The following is a 16,875-nucleotide window of genomic DNA, read 5'->3' on the forward strand; positions in this document are numbered from 1 at the left end:
GGTTTCTCCCGCTCGACGCGGACGGGGCGAGGCTGCTCTTCCAGGTCTTCGCCGACGCATACGAGAGGCAGTCGGTGGTAATCACCACGAACCTGGAGTTCAGCAGGTGGGGGTCGGTGTTCGGGGACGACCAGATGGCCGCCGCCGTGATCGACCGCATCGTCCACCACGGGAGGCTCATCCAGTTCCGCGGCGAGTCCTACCGCGTCCGCCATGCCCTCATGCAGGAGAGCTAGCCGCTCAAAAAGCGTGCGCGCCTCCGATGCTCAGGCTGCTCAATATCCGATGCTCTTTTTGCTCAAATTCTCTTGACGAAACACACCGGCGACGCGTCCGGCCTCAGGTACAACTACGTGTGGCAGTGGGGCGGCTCCTGGGCCGAGGGCGACTGGGGCTCGACCGAGCTCTACGACGGGGCGGACACCAAGGAGGCCTCCCACACGGGCGCGCTCGGCGCGCCGGGCCGCTACACCCTCTACGTGGACGCCGTCTCGCCGCGCGGCGAGAGGCGCACCGCCTCGACGCAGGTCGTGGCCTGGGGCGCCACGGGGGTCTCGGTCTCCGGCTCCGCCGCCTCCGGCTGGACGGCGAGGGCCGACCTCTTCGAGGGCCACGAGGTCTCGGGCGCCAGGTACCGCTTCCGCTGGGCCTCCGCGGACGGCTCCGCCTCGGGCACGCTCGGCGACTGGTCGAGCGCGAGCTCGGTGAGCTTCTCTCGCGACGCCCTGAGCTCCAATTCGGCGGCATACGAAATCTATCTCGACGTGAAGTACCCCAACGGAAAGACGAGCGCGTTCGCTTCAAACAGTCTTTATCTGCTGACTAACGCGCAGAAGAGGGTCATCTCTTCGGCCTGCGCTACTCCTTCCGTTGGCGCTGGCTATTGCTCGGAGTGGGTTGACAACGTATTTGTCAATGCTGGCTTCTATCGCTACGGTATGGGCAAGAATGCAAATGACCTTTGCCGTTTGTACTGCAAGTATACGAAGCTCTCGGACTTGCAGCCAGGCATGATTATTGCAGTGGAGAAGTCCCCTACTCGCCTTGGAAGAATTTACGGGCACGTTGCCGTTTATATTGGCAATGGTAAGGTACATGATGATGAGGGATACATAAGGGAGATGTCTCTTGCGAACTGGCTTGCCTATTACAGCAAGGTCGATACTCCTCGCTGGGGTTGGTATGGCAACGTTCCTCTAGCCTAGAGTTCTGTTGAGTAGTGAGAGGACGCGGCTCTTGTAGATGGGGCCGCGTCCTTTTTGTGATTCCTCGCCCGGCCTCTCGTTCCTAATTGTGTCAGGGAGAAAAACAGATTGTCGCATGTGGCACAGATTCCTAGCCCTGTGCTATCCTGCACCCAACAAACAAAAGCAATCTTGCATACAAGAGTAAGATTATGCATTGTTCTGGGGTGATTGAGGGAATGGAGCGTATAAGGGCCTGCGTCGTGGGGGCAACCGGGTTCGCCGGGGTCGAGGTGTGCCGCATTGTCTTGGGGCATCCCTCCATGGAGCTCGTGATGGCCACGGACCGCAAGGCCGCAGGCACCAGGCTCGCCGATGTGTATCCCGCCTTCGAGGGCGCAACGGACCTCGTTCTTTCGCTCCCCGAGCCCGAGGCAATTGCCCAGTGCGCAGACGTCGCCTTCCTTGCGGTGCCCCACACGGCATCGCTTGCCATCACGCCGCAGCTGCTCTCCCTGGGCGTCACCGTTATCGACCTTTCGGCGGACTACCGCCTGCACGATGCCGCCGTCTACGAGCAGTGGTACGGCACGCCCCACACGAGCCCGGAGCTTCTCGGTCAGACGGTCTACGGGCTGCCCGAGCTCAACCGCGAAGGGCTTCTCGCATTGGGCAAGCGTCACGAGAATGGCCAGGCGGTTCTTGTTGCCGTGCCGGGCTGCTATCCCACGGCAACGGCCCTCGCTGCCATCCCGGCGCTCGAGGCCGGCCTTGCCACGGGTGACCTCGTGATTTCCGACGCCATCTCGGGCGTCTCTGGCGCGGGCCGCTCCGCCAACGCGCGCACGCACTACTGCCACGCCAACGAGTCCGTAGAGGCGTACGGCGTTGCCCACCACCGCCACACGCCCGAGATAGAGCAGACGCTCACGCAGGTTGCCGGCCGCGAGATGAACGTTGTCTTTACGCCGCACCTGGCTCCGCTCACCCGCGGCCTTCTCGCCACGGTGTACATGACGGCAGCCGATGGCATCACCGCAAACGACGTACAGGATGCCTACGAGCGCCGCTATGCCGGCGAGGCGCTTGTCTCCACACTTCCCGCTGGCCACATGCCGCAGACCTCCTCGGTTGCGGCAACCGCCCGCGCCCAGGTTGGGGTTGCCCTTGATGACCGACGACGTAGGGTCATCATCGCGTCCTGCGCGATTGACAACCTCGGCAAGGGGGCTGCGGCCCAGGCCATGCAATGCGCAAACCTGGTGCTTGGCCTCCCGGAGACCCAGGGCATTGGAGCAACCGCCCCGCTCATCTAGGCTCATAGCCGAGTCCGTCGACTGGCGCAAGGACCTCCCGCACCGTCCGCCTTGGGCGCGCATGCGGCGCGTCCCCGTCCAGAAGGACCTCTCATGACAAGCTACAAGCCCCTAGTCATTCCCGTGCAGGATGACGCACCCCAAACGTTTGGCTTTGCCCCCTGCGAGGGCGGCGTCTGCGCGGCCGCCGGCATGCGTGCCGCGGGAATCTCTGCAGGCTTCCGCAAGAATCCCGAGCGCAAGGACATGGCGCTCGTCGTCGCCGACAAGACGAGCGTCTGCGCGGCAACGTTCACGCAGAACCGCTTTTGCGCCGCGCCGGTGCAGGTGAGTCGTGAACGCGCCGCTTCCGGCCACGCCCGCGCCGTGGTGCTCAACTCGGGCAACGCCAATGCCGCCACGGGTGAGCCCGGCCTGCGGTGTGCCGAGAAGGCCTGCGCCCTTGTCGCACAGGCACTTGGCTGCGACGAGCAAGACGTGCTGGTTGCCTCGACAGGCGTCATTGGCGTCCAGCTTCCGTTTGAGCCCTACGTGACCGGTGTGCCTGCGATTGTGGACGCCCTTGCCGCGACGCCCCAGGCTGCCCACGATGCTGCCTGTGCCGTCATGACCACCGACACCCATCCCAAGGAGTCCGCCTTTGCGGGCCCCGCTGCCCAGGCGGACGGCAGCTCCATCACGGTGCACGTGGGCGGCTTTGTGAAGGGTTCCGGCATGATTCAGCCCAACATGGCGACCATGCTCTGCGTGCTCTCGACCGACGCTCCTCTCACACCCGAGGCCGCGCATGCCGCGCTCCTCTCGGCCGTACGCCAGACCTTCAACAAGGTGACCGTGGACTCCGACACCTCCACCAACGACACGTGCATCCTCTTTGCCACGGGGGCTGCCGGAGGCGAGACCATCGACGAGACGTCGCCCGCCTTCCCGGCTGTTGCTGCCGCCATCAAGGGCGTCTGCACCAACCTTGCCCGCCAGATTGCCGCAGATGGCGAGGGTTCTACCAAGCTCGTAACGGTGGACGTGCTGGGAGCCGCCACGCAGGCGGACGCCGACAAGGTTGCCTTTGCCATCGCAAACTCGCCTCTGGTCAAGACTGCTATCTTTGGACACGACGCAAACTGGGGCCGCGTCGCCGCGGCTGCCGGCAAGTGCGGGGTTCCGTTCTCACAGGAGGACGTGGACATCGACTTCATGGGCGTGCCCGTTCTGCGCGCAGGGCTTCCCGTCCCCATGGACGAGGAAGACATGCTTCGCCGCTTTGAGCAGCCCGAGATAGACATTGCCATCTCGCTGGGTGCGGGGGAGGCCCACTCGCGCGTGTGGACCTGCGACCTCACGCACGACTACGTCAAGATCAACGGGGAGTACCGCACCTAGGACACCCTATGCCCGGCCGCGCTCGACGCGTCTTCACGACCGCGGCACACAACGCGGGCCCACGACCAGATAACCCAATACAGGAGGTACGCATGCAAGGTCGCGAGGAGGGCGAGCTGGAGCTCGCTCAGAGGAAGGCAGAGGTTCTCACCGAGGCGCTCCCGTGGATCAACAAGATGCGCGGGAAGACCGTGGTTGTGAAGTATGGCGGGTCTGCCATGGAGGACCCCAAGCTCATGGCGCAGGTGCTGGGGGACATCGAGCTCCTCAAGCTCATGGGCATGCGCGTGGTGCTCGTGCACGGTGGCGGCAAGGCGATAAGCGCCATGCTCGCCCGTCTCGACATGCCCGTGCAGTTCAAGAATGGGCTGCGCGTCACCGACGACGACACCATGGAAGCCGTGCAGGAAGTTCTTATCGGCAAGGTCAACCAGCAGCTGGTCTGGTCTCTGAACGAATACGGCCACAATGCGGTGGGCATCTCGGGGGCTGACGGCAAGACGCTCAAGGCGGTTCCCGTCTCGCCCGAGCTTGGCCGCGTGGGCCACATTCGCGAGGTAAGCCCCGAGCTTATCGAGACAATCCTCGACGATGACTACATCCCCGTGATTGCGAGCGTGGCCTGCGGCCCGGACGGGTTCTTCAACGTGAACGCCGACGAGGCGGCAAGCGCGGTTGCCGAGGCGCTCCACGCCGACAAGCTCATCTACCTCACTGACGTCGACGGCCTCTTTGCCGACGTCAACGACAAGGGAAGCCTCATTCGCTCGCTCACCAAGGCCGAGACCAAGAGCATTCTTGAGTCCGGCGAGCTGGCGGGCGGTATGGTCCCCAAGGTTCGCTCGATCGTGGAGGCCATGGACCGCGGCGTGTCCGAGGTGGTCATCTTGAACGGCAAGTCCCCCCACTCGCTGCTGCTCGAGATCTTTACCGACGCAGGTGTGGGCACCCTCTTCACCCAGGAATAGCGCATGAGACAAAGGGACAGTCCCTTTGTCTCATTCAGAACAAGGAGAACAACATGGCAGACACCAGCTATGCGAGCGCCAAGGCCCTTGACGATGCCTACGTGATGCACACCTACGGCCGCCTTCCTGTCGAGTTTGTCTCGGGCGAGGGCGCGACGCTAACCGACTCCACGGGCAAGACGTACATCGACTGCCTAGGCGGCATTGGCGCCGTGAGCATGGGACACCGCAACCCCGCGGTGGCGGCTGCCCTGCACGAGCAGGTCGACAAGGTGTGGCAGGTTGGCAACTACTTCTACGTCGAGAACCGCGGCGAGCTTGCGCGCGACCTTGCGGGGCTTCTCTCGTCTGCGTGCGACGAGGAGGGCCACGTGGTTGGTTCCACGGGATCTGCGTGGAAGACGTTCTTTGCCAACTCAGGCGCCGAGGCAAATGAGGGTGCCATCAAGGTGGCCAGGCGCTGGGGCGAGAAGAAGCTTGATGGTGCGACCGGAATCCTCACGGCACAGAAGAGCTTCCATGGCCGCACGCTGGCAACGCTGGCCGCGACTGGCCAGGACGTGTTCCACAAGGCATTTCTCCCCATGCCGGCTGGCTTTGCCGCCGTGCCGCTGAACGATGCTGACGCGCTGGTGGCGGCGTTGGACAACCCGCCGGCGAGCTGTGGGCCCGTGTGCGCCGTGATGCTCGAGTGCGTGCAGGGCGAGGGCGGCGTGTGGCCGGCGAGTTATGACTACCTGCGGTTTGTTTCTGCCGAATGCAAGAAGCGCGGCGTGCTTCTCATCATTGACGAGGTCCAGACCGGGTTCTTCCGCTGTGGGGCGCCGTTCTGCTACCAGCTGGCTGGCATCGAGCCAGACGTGGTGAGCATGGCGAAGGGCATCGCGGACGGCTTCCCCATGGGCGCCGTTGCGGCGAAGGCCGAGGCGGCCGACCTCATGGGGCCGGGCGATCACGGTTCTACCTTCGGCGGGAATGCGCTGGCTGCCGCCGCTGGGCGTGCGACGGTTGAGGCGCTGGTCTCGCAAGGGGTGGGGGAGCACGTCATTGCCTGCGGCGGGCACCTGCGCCAGCGGCTCGAGGCGCTTCCCCACGTGACGGAGGTGCGCGGGCACGGGCTTATGCTTGGCGCGCAGCTGGACGTGCCAGTGGCAAACGAGCTGGTAGACAAGGGTCTTGAGGTGGGTCTCGTGCTTAACCACATTGGCGATTCAATTCTGCGCTTCCTTCCTCCGCTGGTGATCTCCGAGGAGCAGGTGGACGAGGTCGTTGACAAACTCGCCGCGCTGTTGGCGTAGGGGTCGGCTGCACCGCTTGCGCCCTCCGGTGGTGCCGCTTGCGACCTTCGGTGGCGCCGGAGGGCCATTATTCGCAGGGAATACGTACGAAGTCCGCCCTGTGGCGCCAAATGTTCCACAGGGCTGGTTTCGTACGGAATTGCTGCGAGAAGTGGCCTTCGGGCGCCGGCAGTGCACCGCCGTGAAACGCGCCATCGCCCGCCGGGCGCGCCCTCTACTCCTCCGAGGACGCCGCCGTACGCTCGGGAACGCGCAGCATCACCACAAACCCGATGATGAACAGCACTACGATCGAGAGCACGCCCAGCGAGCTGTTACCGGTAATCGCCGTCATAGTGCCAACGATAAAGGTGCCCAGGATTGCTGCGTACTTGCCAAAGATGTCGAAGAACCCAAAGTACTCGTTGGCGTGGTCCTTGGGGCAGAGCTTGCCAAACTCGGACCTCGAGAGCGCCTGCAGACCGCCCTGGAAGAGGCCGACCATGATGGCCAGGATCCAGAACTCGATGGCGGAGCGCAGGAAGAACGCGGCAAAGAGTGTGATGAAGGTGTATCCGGCGATGCCCACCAGAATCATCTTGCGGGTACCAAACTTGTGGCCAAGGCGGCCGTAGGCAATTGCCGAGGGGAACGCCACAAACTGGGTGACGAGCAGTGCCAGCACTAGCTGCGTGCCATCGATTCCAAGGTCCGCGCCGTATGACGTGGAGAGCTTGATGATGGTGTGCACGCCATCGATGTAGAAGAAGTAGGCGATGATGTAGTTTCTGATGGACGGGTCGCGCCAGATGCGCTTCGCCGTGACCCCAATGCCGCGCACGGCGTTTGTAAAGGCGTGCTCCTCGCGGGGCTTGTAATGGGTCTGCTCGACGTTCTTGAGCATGGGCACCGTAAACGCCACCCACCAGGCGGCCGTGATCACAAAGGAAATCTGCATGGCGGTCTGCAGGCTCATGCCAAATGGCCTTACCAGCACAAATGCCAGGCAGACGAGAAATGGCACACAGCTGCCAATGTAGCCCCACGCGTAGCCCTGGCTCGAGACGTCGTCCATGCGATCGTCCGTCGTGGCGTCTACGAGCAGCGCGTCATAGAACACGAACGACGTGTTGAGTGCCACCGAGGAAATCACGTAGATAACGAGAAATGCCATCGCGCCGGTGGGGAAGCCCATGGCCACACAGGCCACGGCGCCTGTTCCCACCGAGCCGATGATGAACTTCTTCTTCATGCCCTGCTGGTCGGCAATGGAGCCCAATATGGGCATGAGCAGGGCGATGACCAGCGACGCCACGGTCTCCGCATAGCTCCAGGCAACAAGCGCGGGACCGTCAGCCAGCGTCTTGAAGTAGATGGGGATGACGCTTGTGGCGAGAAGTACCAGCGCAGAGTTGCCCACGTCGTACATGACCCAGCTTCTCTCGGCCTTTGTCATCTTGAAAGACATCGTGTTCCTCTCTGTTTGGCTTCTCGTCTCGCGCTCATACACTTCAAAACGTTATCGTTTGGATGCCGGAGAAAACCACGGCTTCTGTCAGGATTATGTAATGGCTTTGACGACTCGGCGTGCACGTGGCGCTACACGGGCGCGTAGGGTCCGCAGGCGTGCGAGCTGCCGCGCACGCACGCCTGCGGTTGCCGCGTTTCTCGTCTGGTGTCTCTCGGATGGGGCATAATGGCGGAACGGGTGCGCTTCGCCAGCGGCGCGGCGCTGCGCCCACCCGCCCGAATCGGAAAGGGGTCACGATGCCAGCGATTCTCACGCACGACTTCTTTGCACGCGACGTTGCAGACTGCGCGAAGGCTCAACTGCCCCTTGCGACCCTGGACGAGCGCGACGCGTTTCTTCTGGGGAGCCAGGGTCCGGACCCGCTCTTCTACATCACGATCTATCCCATCATGGCCAAATGGGCTAAGGTCGGAAACCTCATGCACGACGAGCGTCCCGCGCGACTCCTGGCGGCCATGCGTGAGGCCGTCGATCGCCTTCCCAAGCGCGAGAAGGACGTTGGCGCGGCGTACCTGGCGGGCTTCTCGTGCCACTGGCTGCTTGACTCGATGGTCCATCCATTTGTGAATGCCTGGGCGTACGACCTCACGCACGCAGGCGTGCCTGGCCTGGGACCGGAGTTTGACGGAAAGGTTCACATGGAGGTCGAGCGCGACCTGGACGAGGCGATCCTCTATCGGAAGACCGCAAAGACCATTGCCGAGTACCGTCCGTTTGCAAACACACTGCACGCCTCGCGCGAGGTGCTCGCCATCATAGACAAGATTTACTTCTACGCGGCGCTCTGGACGTACGACCGACCCATTGACCCTACCACCTTTTCGGTTTCGGTGGGTTGCTACCGTACCATCATGCGTCTGCTGTATGCCACGCGCGACTCGCATCGCAATGCCGTTGCTGCCCTTGAGCGCACAATAACTGGCTCCCCCTACTCTACTTATGGGGCGCTTTCGCACCACGTGCGGGCATCTGCGTCCTCGGAGTTTGACAATAGCGAGCACCGTGCCTGGGCAAATCCGGCGACTGGTGTGGTGAGCAGGGATTCGTTCGAAGGCCTGTACGAGCGCGCCCTTGATCGAGCGCCCGCGGTGACGCAGGCTGTGCTCTCTCGTGACTTTGATGACGGCGCCGCATGTGCTCTCACGGGCAACCTCAACTTCGAGGGGGCGCCTGCCCCTGCGGACGCCCCGCTCGCATAGGTGGTGCCGCATCGTTTTGACGAGCGAGGCCACGCGCCATGTGATGCAGGCGAACAAGAGCAAGAACACCAAGCCCGAACTGCTCGTGCGGGCCAGGTTGCGCGAGGCCGGCTATACCGGCTATCGCCTGCATTGGAAGAAGGCACCGGGCAAGCCTGACATTTGCTTTCCTGGTAGACGCGTCGCCATCTTTGTGAATGGCTGCTTCTGGCATCGCTGTCCCCACTGCGCCCTGCCGCTCCCAAAGACTAACGTCGAGTTCTGGAAGTCCAAGTTCGAGCGGAACCGCGCACGCGACTCTCGTGACAATGCGTTACTGGTGCAGGACGGTTGGACCGTTATCGTGGTGTGGGAGTGCATGCTCAAGAAGGAGCGTCTGGAGCCCACCATGCGCAGGGTCCTGCTCGAGCTTGACCGGGCGAGCGGGGGCGCGCCGTGTGTCCCACGTGTGGTCGAGATTGGGTCTCCTCGTCCCTGGATGCTTCGCCGAGAGCGCCAAAAGCTACGCTTACGGCATACTTTGCTCTAAACCAGCCGCAGGTCTAAGCTAGTGCCCATGGCCAACGACGGGGGGTGCCGCCATGTCGACATACGTCTTTTCCGATGTCCACGGGCATCGCGCGACGCTCGAGCGGGTGCTCGAGCGCGTGTCCCCCGGCGCGGAAGACGTGGTGTTCTGCCTGGGAGACATGATCGACCGCGGCCCGGATCCCGTTGGCGTCATGCGCGTCACACGCTCGCTCCCCAACGTGCAGGTGCTCAAGGGCAACCACGAGGACCTCATGCTCGACGCGCTCGACCATCGTGATGACGTGGTGTCCCAGGCTAACTGGGCGATCAACGGTGGCATGGCCACGATTTCCGGGCTAGAGAGCTGCTCGGATGACGAGGCGAGCGAGCTCATTGGATGGGTGCGCGGCCTTCCGCTTTCGGCGCACGCTGAGGTGGCGGGGCGCTCCTACATCATGGCGCATGCCGGCATTCGCCCCGGCGGCCCGAAGCCTTCAGACGGAGCGTGGAATGATGCCGTGCTCGATGCGCTTCTCGCCGAGCAGACCCCTGACGACCTGCTGTGGATTCGTGACGAGTTCTGGTCGGTGCCTACCGGGCTGCTTGACGAGAGGGGAGAGGGCCCTATCGTTGTTGCCGGTCACACGCCCACGCCGTACCTGGCGTCCATGACCGATGAGTTCGATCGCCCGGTGAGAAACCAGGACGGCATTGCCCAGATGGTGCGCGTGGGGGCGTGCGATGCGACGGGCGGCGTGGCCGATCGCTGGGACATTGACTCCGGCGCGGCGGGTGGTGCTGGCTTTGGCCAGGTCACAGTGGTGCGTCTGGATGATGGCGAGGAGTTTGCGGAGCCCGTTCGCGATGGCGAGTAGCGCGGGAAGCTCGTTGGCCAACCATGCGGGCACGCGTGTCATTCACCCGCTGGAGCCCATATTTGATGGGGGCTGCCGCGTGCTTGTGCTGGGAACGATGCCCAGCCCCAAGTCGCGCGAGGTGCGCTTCTACTACGGCAACCCGCAGAACCGCTTCTGGCGCGTGATGGCGTCGCTGTGGCAAGAGCCCGTGCCTGCGACCAACGATGAACGTCGCGACCTGTGCCTGCGCCACCACGTTGCCCTCTGGGATGTCCTTGCGAGCTGCACCATCGTGGGGGCGAGCGATGCCTCCATTCGCGATCCCGTACCCAACGACGTGGCCAGGGTTCTCTCGGCAGCGCCCATCACGCATGTGTTCTGCACGGGAGGCACCGCCACGCGGCTCTACCGGCGGCTCATCGAGCCTGCGAGCGGCATGCCTTGTACGGGGCTTCCCTCCACGAGCCCGGCGAACGCCCGGATGCGCCTTGGCGACCTTGTCGTTGCCTACGAGCCGCTCCGCCGCGCGGCAGACGGCGAGTAGGACGTGCGGGTGCGCGCGAGGGGTCCTCGGCCGGCGGTCTCGCGCAAATCTGCGGGTTAATTGCAGCGTGTCGAGAAGAGCCACACAATCTACCTGCAGTTCTTCTCAGCGACGCACAAGGCTAACTGCAATTAAACCGCAGTTTTTGCCCTGACGGCTCTGGCACCGCGCCGCCCAGTTCCCACGCGGTTCTCGTTTCTGCCACAATGGATGCCCGCAAACAACAATCGCAGCGCACACAACGTGGCTGAATCGCAGAGAGGCGACGTGCGATGAGCGTCAGTGAACTCATGGACGAGAAGGACATGGCCGACCTGCTGGTGAGCGTTCCCGCGGTGGGACTGCTTCACGGTGCCGTGTGGGCAGAGCCGCAGGGCCACGGTTGGTCCCACCCCTGGCGCTTTGCAAAGAGCCAGCTCAAGGCCATTGGCAGCTGCCGAGCCTGGCACCCCGGCCTCTATCGCGCCATGGCCGCGTGCACGTCGGGCATTACCGTGGAGTTTGAGACAGACTCCTCGTCAATCGTGCTCGAGGCCCGTGTCGAGCCCTTTCCGCGTGGCTCGCGAGAAGTCCTCGAGGAGGCTGCCGCATGCGCCTTCGCGCCAGACGGCCCCCTTGACGGCTTCTCGTGCGACGTTGACGGAAGGCACCTGCCCTGCGTGCTTCCCGAGGAGGGCAGCGACGGCGTCACGCGCGTGGAGTTCGCGCTTGACGACCCTAACGAGGCGCCCGAGACCAACCTGCAGCGACTGCCCGGCATGGGCCGCCACCATCACGTGCGCGTGTGGCTGCCCTGCCTCACGAGCTGCTCCCTCCGCCACGTGGTGGGCGACGGCAACACAATCGAGCCCGTTGACGCCCGCGACCAGCTGCTGGTGATTGGGGACTCCATCGCTCAGGGGTTCGTGTCCGGCGACCCGGCTCGCAACTGGCCGGCGCTTCTCGCCACGCAACTCGACATGGACGTGCTCAACCAGGGCATTGGCGGGCAGGTCTTTCTGCCGGGCTCGACCGTGGGCCTGGCCGACGAGGCATCCCCTGCGGCCGTGGTGGTGGAGCTGGGCGAGAACTACCGCTACGAGCCCTGCCAAGAGATGCGCATCTCTCGTGACATCCGCACGAGCCTCTTCGAGGTCGCCGAGGCTTGGCCAGAGGCATCCGTCTGGACCCTCACGCCCCTTTGGCATCTGGACGAGACGCACCCCACGCATCGGGGAAGCTGCTTTTCCGTCGTACCGGACCTCATCCGCACCGCCGTGGCTGCCAACCCAGGCATGCACCTGGTAGAGGGCTCGCGTCTCCTGCAGGCAAGCCCCGTGCTCATGGCGGACGGATACGAGCATCCCAATGCCGACGGATCTGCAATCATCGCGGAACGCCTGGCCTACATTATGCGGGCGCTGGCGGAGCCCGCAGAGACCCGGCGCGCGCGGGCAATCGAGCTTCTCTCGGGCGGCCCGCGCGAGGCGTTTCCCATCCTCGAGTGCGCTCGCCGCGGGATTGGCGAGGTCCTTGTCGCAAAGAAGGGCGTATGCGTGCTTGAGGTGCCGCGACACGGGACCTTTGTGTGGGGGACCTCCCGAAAGGCCATGCGCGAGGCGCTCGACGTCTTTGCCTCGCGCAACCTGGTGTGTGTCCTTGGCTCCACGTCCGTGCATGACGTGCGCCGTGACCTTGGCCTTACCGAGGACGCTCTCTGCAACATGGTCATCTACGAGAAGAAGGACCGCCTCGACGTCGACCCATCGCTCGACATCCGCACGCTCACGCCGGCGTATGCCGAGCTTGTCGCCTCGCACTACTCGCACCCTGAGTACCTGGCTCCTGGCGAGCTGGAGGACATTCTCGCTCGTGGGCTTGTGCTGGGAGGCTTTGAGGCAGGACGTCTCTGCGCGTTTATCGGCGAGCATCCCGAGGGGGCCATTGGCATGCTGGAGGTCTTTCCCGAGCAGCGCCGCCGTGGGTGGGCAACCGCTCTCGAGTCCGCGAAGATCAACGAGCAGCTTGATCGCGGCCTGGTGCCGTGGGGAGAGGTGTGGCCCGACAACCAGGCGTCCATTGCGCTGCAGGAGAAGCTCGGCCTTACGGTGTACCCGGAGAGGGGCATGCACTTCATGAGCCGTCCGTAGGCCACTTGCCCCGCAGGGCGGCGTCTCTCGGAGGGGTCATCCGCGTGCGTTCGACATGTGCATAGTTTTGACACACAGTGTGCAGAATCAATGATGCTGTTTTGGAGCGACTACAATCGGGCAGCTTCTTACAGAAAGATTAATGACGTTCGCCGAATTGTCGCCCAGCGGCTGCGGCGACCAGGAAGTGATCTATATGACTAGCCTTCATGGACGCGAGCTCGAGGAAGAGTTTCTCTCGACGGCACGAGAGCTTGCCGGTGACGTAGAGAGCAGGGAGGCCGGTGACCGTTACCTGCTCACCACTCACGCGCTCTACCACGGTGGGCCCGTCTCCTGGGCCATGACGCCCAAGATCTTCGACTCGGCCCAGATTGAGATCCTGCGCAACGCGGCCGAGACCATGGGTCGCATCATGGACAAGATCACGGCAGAGTACCTGCGCAACCCCGAGTTTCGTGCTCTTTTCCACTTTTCCCCGGAGCTCGAGGCGCTCACGCTTGTCCCCACCGGCTACGAGCAGATGATCCCCATCGCTCGTGTGGATGTCTTTTTCAACGAGGAGACCGGCGACTACCAGTTCTGCGAGCTCAACACCGACGGTTCGGCCGGCATGACCACGACCGTCGAGGTGACCCGGGCCATCCAGGCCACGCAGACCTACCGCAGATTTGCCGAGAAGCACCCCGCGATCAAGACGTATGACCTGGTAAATGAGGCCATTGACGCAATCAAGAAAACGTATACCAGCTGGGCGAACGCTGACCGCTTTGACAGCGCCGTCACCCACCCGTCCCTGTGCATCGTGGACTATTCCGAGAGCGCCTCGACCGACGAGCTCGAGGACTTCCTCTGGCGCCTTTCCGACCGCGGCTTCTATGCCCAGTTCTGCGATATTCGCGACCTGCGCATCGAGCGCTTTGCCGGGACCGATCACCTTATGGCGCCCGGTGGCCCCGTGTCCTGCGTGTACCGTCGTGCCGTTACGTCCGAGATTGCCGAGAAGCCCTGTCCGGGTGCCGATGCCCTGGCAGAGGCCGCGCGCCGTGGTCTTGCCTGCGTCATCGGTGGCTACAGGACCTGGCCGTGCGCCACAAAGACCGTCTTCGCGATCATGCGCTCCGATGCGGTGGACGGCATCCTCACGCCCGAGGAGCGCGCCTTTGTCGACGCGCACGTCCCCGAGACGGTGCTGCTTGACGCCGATTCGGACCTCTCGCCTTATGCCGAGAAGGACCGTTGGATCGTGAAGCCCGCAGGCGGCTACAATGCCGTGGGCGTGGTGGCCGGCCTTGACTGCAAGACGCAGGAGGAGTGGGACGACGCGCTCTCTGCATGCGCGAAGAGCGGCGGCGTGGTGCAGGCGTATGCGCCGCAGTATCGCACGCCCACCATGCGTGGAGGCATGCTCAAGCCCGGCGAGGATCCGCTCGCCGCTCCCGAGATGAGCAACATGGAGGGGCTCTTCCTCTTCAACGGGAAGTTTGGCGGCGTCTTTACCCGCTGTGGTATGGAGAACGTTATAGGCGAGTGGACGCACCGTCTCAACATGGGGTGCCTCGTCGTGGAGTAGGGGCTTCTCTCGCGCGAGGTCCCAGATGCTGCGGGAACGGGCCCTGTGGCGCCAGTCTGGCGCCACAGGGCCCGTTTTGGCAGCAAGTGCGTACGAGGTCGCCGCTGTGGCGTCAATCCGGAGCCCGTAGCCGCGCGTAACCGCCCGCTGCCGAGAAGAGCGAGCCCTCAACGCCCTATTACTGTCGCGCGCCCTTGCTAGAATCTGCCTCGATCAACAACTCGCAGGAGGCAGCCATGGAAGTCATCAACAAGCTTGCGCCTCACCTCACGGGGCAACTCTCACCCAAGGCGCAGCAGGCCGTCGCAGACCGCCGGGCAAGCGGGTCTCTCTCGCCATACGCCACGCCCAACACTGCCGCGCTTCGTCGCGAGGAGACCGAGCGCGACCAGGAGAGCGTCTTGCGCCCGGCCTTTGTGCGTGACGCCGAGAAGATCATGCATATGTCCGCATATAACCGGCTTGCCGGGAAGACCCAGGTCTTCTCGTTCCGTGCAGACGATGACCTTGCGCGCCGCGGCTTGCACGTGCAGCTCGTCGCGCGTGTGGCAAAAGACATTGGTGCCGCGCTCGGCTTGAACCTGGACCTCATCGAGGCCGTAGCCCTGGGCCATGACATTGGCCACACGCCCTTTGGACATGCTGGCGAGCGCTTCCTGAACGACGTTTACCATGCTCGTACCGGCCGCTTCTTTGCGCACAACGTGCAGAGCGTGCGCGTGCTCGACGTCACCTACGGCAGGAACCTCGCGCTCCAGACCCTCGACGGGGTAATCTGCCACAACGGCGAGTTCGAGCAGCAAGTTTTCGAGACAAGCGGCCTCGCTGGATTCGATGAGTTTGACCGCGGGGTGGAGGAGTGCTGGGAGAAGGGCGGCCCAGCTATCGCGCGCCTGCGCCCCATGACGCTTGAGGGCTGTGTGGTGCGCGTCTCGGACATCATCGCCTACGTGGGCAAGGACCGCCAGGACGCCATCCGCGCTGGTCTTTGCAACGAGAAGAGCTTCGATGACGGCATTGGCGGGGCATACAATGCCTGGGCACTCGGTGCCTTCGTCGCCGACGTGGTCGAGAACAGCCTGGGCAAGTCGCGCATCGAGATGAGCGAGGAGGGCTTTGCCGAGATGCGTCGTGCCAAGAGAGAGAACTACGAGAAAATCTATGGCGCCTCGGAGGTCAACGGGGACTTCTCGCGTGGCGTCTCCGAGCTCTTCTCGCTGCTGTACGAGCACGAGCTTTCAGCCCTCCGCGAGGGCGACGAGTCGGCCGCCATCTTCCGCCACCACATCGAGCCTCTTGGCCGTCACCTCGCGCCCTATGGCCGTACCTACGATTGGGAGACGGACCCAGACCTCACAGTGGTGGACTTCATCTCGTCAATGACGGACGATTACTTCATGGCCACATGCTCGGAGCTCTTCCCCAAGGCACGCGAGCTCTTCCCGCGTCGCGGGTACTTCGAGGAAGTGCGTCCGTAGCCGCAGGCGGGCGCACGGCAATGGTCTTCACTACAGCGAGGGCACCTGCGCAGCGCGTTCGGCAGCGCCGTGCTCGCGTGCGGCGTCAACGAACGCCTCGAAGAGCTGCGGCTGGGTGCGGAGCTTCTCGGGGTGCCACTGCACTCCCAGGAAGAAGGTCTTCTCGCTAAACTCCAAACCCTCCGGGGTGCCATCCTCCGCCCAGGCCACAATGTGTCCCTCGGGCGCTTGCGTGTAGATGGCCTCGTGATGGAGCGAGTTAACCTCGCCCGAGGCGAACCCCAGAACCTTGGCAAGGCGGCTTGTCTCGGAAATGCGCACGTGGTGGACGGGGGAGTCGGGGGAGTCGCTGCGTGCGTGGAGGATGGTCTTGGTGGGATAGTCCTTGATGTCGCGCACGAGCGTGCCGCCAAGGGTCACGTTCATGACCTGCATGCCGCGGCAGATGCCCAGCACCGGCACGTCGGCATCCCAGCACGCGCGCATGAGCGCCCACTCGAAGGCGTCGCGTGCGGGGCAGGTGAGCGAGATCTGCGAGTGGCTCTCCGGTGCGTAGGCGTGGCCGCTAAAGGAGCTGTCGGCAATGTCTCCGCCGCCCGTGAAGAGGATGCCGTCAAAACGACGCACGATGTCGGGGACAAGGTCCGTTGCGTCAAAGCCAAAGGGGATGGTGAAGGGAAGGGCCACCGGGAGACCGCCCGCGTCCGCCACCGATGCGGCGTAGTGGTCATCGGTCATGGTCCAGTTTGGGTTCTCGGGGTCCTCCCGAGGCCTTGACGTGATTCCGATGAGCGGCCTTGTGGCGGCGACTGGCATGTTTCCTCCCCTGTGCAGTGTTCCGGGGGACTACCTTAGCCGACGGGCGAGGGCTAGGCCCGTCGCAGTTGCCAATCCAGAAAAAACGAACGCGTTAGGGCGAGGGACGCCGA

At 63.9% G+C, this 16,875-nt stretch carries 15 protein-coding genes; 13 read left to right on the forward strand and 2 right to left on the reverse strand.

Annotated features, from left to right (window positions below):
- The 6 genes from BMX94_RS04585 to BMX94_RS04610 form a co-directional block, all read left to right on the forward strand.
- On the forward strand, nucleotides 1-236 hold a 236-nt coding region (locus tag BMX94_RS04585; RefSeq protein WP_177171326.1), incomplete at its 5' end, for an ATP-binding protein.
- Between the two features lie 72 nt (nucleotides 237-308).
- Nucleotides 309-1,205, forward strand: coding sequence for a hypothetical protein (locus tag BMX94_RS04590; protein ID WP_091004239.1), 897 nt, complete (start codon nucleotides 309-311; stop codon nucleotides 1,203-1,205).
- A 218-nt stretch (nucleotides 1,206-1,423) separates the two neighbouring features.
- Nucleotides 1,424-2,500, forward strand: a complete 1,077-nt coding sequence (argC, locus tag BMX94_RS04595; protein ID WP_091004242.1) for an N-acetyl-gamma-glutamyl-phosphate reductase — start codon at nucleotides 1,424-1,426, stop codon at nucleotides 2,498-2,500.
- Between the two features lie 93 nt (nucleotides 2,501-2,593).
- Complete coding sequence (gene argJ, locus BMX94_RS04600) at nucleotides 2,594-3,880, forward strand: bifunctional glutamate N-acetyltransferase/amino-acid acetyltransferase ArgJ (RefSeq protein ID WP_091004245.1); 1,287 nt, start codon at nucleotides 2,594-2,596, stop codon at nucleotides 3,878-3,880.
- 92 nt (nucleotides 3,881-3,972) lie between these two features.
- Nucleotides 3,973-4,848, forward strand: coding sequence for an acetylglutamate kinase (gene argB / locus BMX94_RS04605; RefSeq protein ID WP_177171327.1), 876 nt, complete (start codon nucleotides 3,973-3,975; stop codon nucleotides 4,846-4,848).
- Nucleotides 4,849-4,901: 53 nt separating this feature from the next.
- A complete protein-coding gene (locus BMX94_RS04610) occupies nucleotides 4,902-6,146 on the forward strand; it encodes an aminotransferase class III-fold pyridoxal phosphate-dependent enzyme (protein ID WP_091004251.1) in 1,245 nt (414 codons plus the stop codon).
- A gap of 214 nt (nucleotides 6,147-6,360) precedes the next feature.
- Here the strand turns inward: BMX94_RS04610 and BMX94_RS04615 are convergent, their stop codons facing one another.
- A complete protein-coding gene (locus tag BMX94_RS04615; protein WP_091004254.1) occupies nucleotides 6,361-7,593 on the reverse strand; it encodes an MFS transporter in 1,233 nt (410 codons plus the stop codon).
- 299 nt (nucleotides 7,594-7,892) lie between these two features.
- Here BMX94_RS04615 and BMX94_RS04620 point away from each other — a divergent pair, with 299 nt between their 5' ends.
- The 7 genes from BMX94_RS04620 (at nucleotide 7,893) to BMX94_RS04650 (ending at nucleotide 15,946) form a co-directional block, all read left to right on the forward strand.
- Complete coding sequence (locus tag BMX94_RS04620; RefSeq protein ID WP_091004256.1) at nucleotides 7,893-8,855, forward strand: hypothetical protein; 963 nt, start codon at nucleotides 7,893-7,895, stop codon at nucleotides 8,853-8,855.
- A gap of 16 nt (nucleotides 8,856-8,871) precedes the next feature.
- On the forward strand, nucleotides 8,872-9,384 hold the full coding sequence (locus BMX94_RS04625; protein WP_286160020.1) for a very short patch repair endonuclease: 513 nt from the start codon (nucleotides 8,872-8,874) through the stop codon (nucleotides 9,382-9,384).
- A gap of 52 nt (nucleotides 9,385-9,436) precedes the next feature.
- Nucleotides 9,437-10,240: a metallophosphoesterase family protein gene (locus tag BMX94_RS04630; protein WP_091004262.1), complete on the forward strand. Its 804-nt coding sequence runs from the start codon at nucleotides 9,437-9,439 to the stop codon at nucleotides 10,238-10,240.
- Between the two features lie 13 nt (nucleotides 10,241-10,253).
- Entirely contained in the window at nucleotides 10,254-10,766 is a 513-nt protein-coding gene (locus tag BMX94_RS04635; protein ID WP_286160021.1) for a DNA-deoxyinosine glycosylase, read from the forward strand.
- A gap of 272 nt (nucleotides 10,767-11,038) precedes the next feature.
- On the forward strand, nucleotides 11,039-12,895 hold the full coding sequence (locus tag BMX94_RS04640) for a GNAT family N-acetyltransferase (RefSeq protein ID WP_091004268.1): 1,857 nt from the start codon (nucleotides 11,039-11,041) through the stop codon (nucleotides 12,893-12,895).
- A gap of 196 nt (nucleotides 12,896-13,091) precedes the next feature.
- On the forward strand, nucleotides 13,092-14,468 hold the full coding sequence (locus BMX94_RS04645; RefSeq protein WP_143052268.1) for a hypothetical protein: 1,377 nt from the start codon (nucleotides 13,092-13,094) through the stop codon (nucleotides 14,466-14,468).
- 236 nt (nucleotides 14,469-14,704) lie between these two features.
- Nucleotides 14,705-15,946, forward strand: a complete 1,242-nt coding sequence (locus BMX94_RS04650) for a deoxyguanosinetriphosphate triphosphohydrolase family protein (protein ID WP_091004275.1) — start codon at nucleotides 14,705-14,707, stop codon at nucleotides 15,944-15,946.
- 30 nt (nucleotides 15,947-15,976) lie between these two features.
- On the opposite strand, the gene BMX94_RS04655 is transcribed toward BMX94_RS04650, so the two are convergent.
- Nucleotides 15,977-16,762 carry a gamma-glutamyl-gamma-aminobutyrate hydrolase family protein gene (locus BMX94_RS04655; protein ID WP_091004278.1) on the reverse strand — a complete coding sequence of 262 codons (786 nt, stop codon included), beginning with the start codon at nucleotides 16,760-16,762 and terminating at the stop codon, nucleotides 15,977-15,979.
- Between the last annotated feature and the right edge of the window lie 113 nt (nucleotides 16,763-16,875).

Source organism: Olsenella sp. KH3B4, assembly GCA_900111695.1.
Lineage (GTDB): Bacteria > Actinomycetota > Coriobacteriia > Coriobacteriales > Atopobiaceae > Tractidigestivibacter.

Bases quoted from the DNA above. Each gene is read 5' to 3' on its own strand.
- BMX94_RS04655 (WP_091004278.1), bottom strand. From the start codon at position 16,762: ATGCCAGTCGCCGCCACAAGGCCGCTCATCGGAATCACGTCAAGGCCT.
- BMX94_RS04610 (WP_091004251.1), top strand. From the start codon at position 4,902: ATGGCAGACACCAGCTATGCGAGCGCCAAGGCCCTTGACGATGCCTAC.
- BMX94_RS04650 (WP_091004275.1), top strand. From the start codon at position 14,705: ATGGAAGTCATCAACAAGCTTGCGCCTCACCTCACGGGGCAACTCTCA.
- BMX94_RS04630 (WP_091004262.1), top strand. From the start codon at position 9,437: ATGTCGACATACGTCTTTTCCGATGTCCACGGGCATCGCGCGACGCTC.
- argB (WP_177171327.1), top strand. From the start codon at position 3,973: ATGCAAGGTCGCGAGGAGGGCGAGCTGGAGCTCGCTCAGAGGAAGGCA.
- BMX94_RS04640 (WP_091004268.1), top strand. From the start codon at position 11,039: ATGAGCGTCAGTGAACTCATGGACGAGAAGGACATGGCCGACCTGCTG.
- argC (WP_091004242.1), top strand. From the start codon at position 1,424: ATGGAGCGTATAAGGGCCTGCGTCGTGGGGGCAACCGGGTTCGCCGGG.
- argJ (WP_091004245.1), top strand. From the start codon at position 2,594: ATGACAAGCTACAAGCCCCTAGTCATTCCCGTGCAGGATGACGCACCC.
- BMX94_RS04615 (WP_091004254.1), bottom strand. From the start codon at position 7,593: ATGTCTTTCAAGATGACAAAGGCCGAGAGAAGCTGGGTCATGTACGAC.
- BMX94_RS04620 (WP_091004256.1), top strand. From the start codon at position 7,893: ATGCCAGCGATTCTCACGCACGACTTCTTTGCACGCGACGTTGCAGAC.
- BMX94_RS04645 (WP_143052268.1), top strand. From the start codon at position 13,092: ATGACTAGCCTTCATGGACGCGAGCTCGAGGAAGAGTTTCTCTCGACG.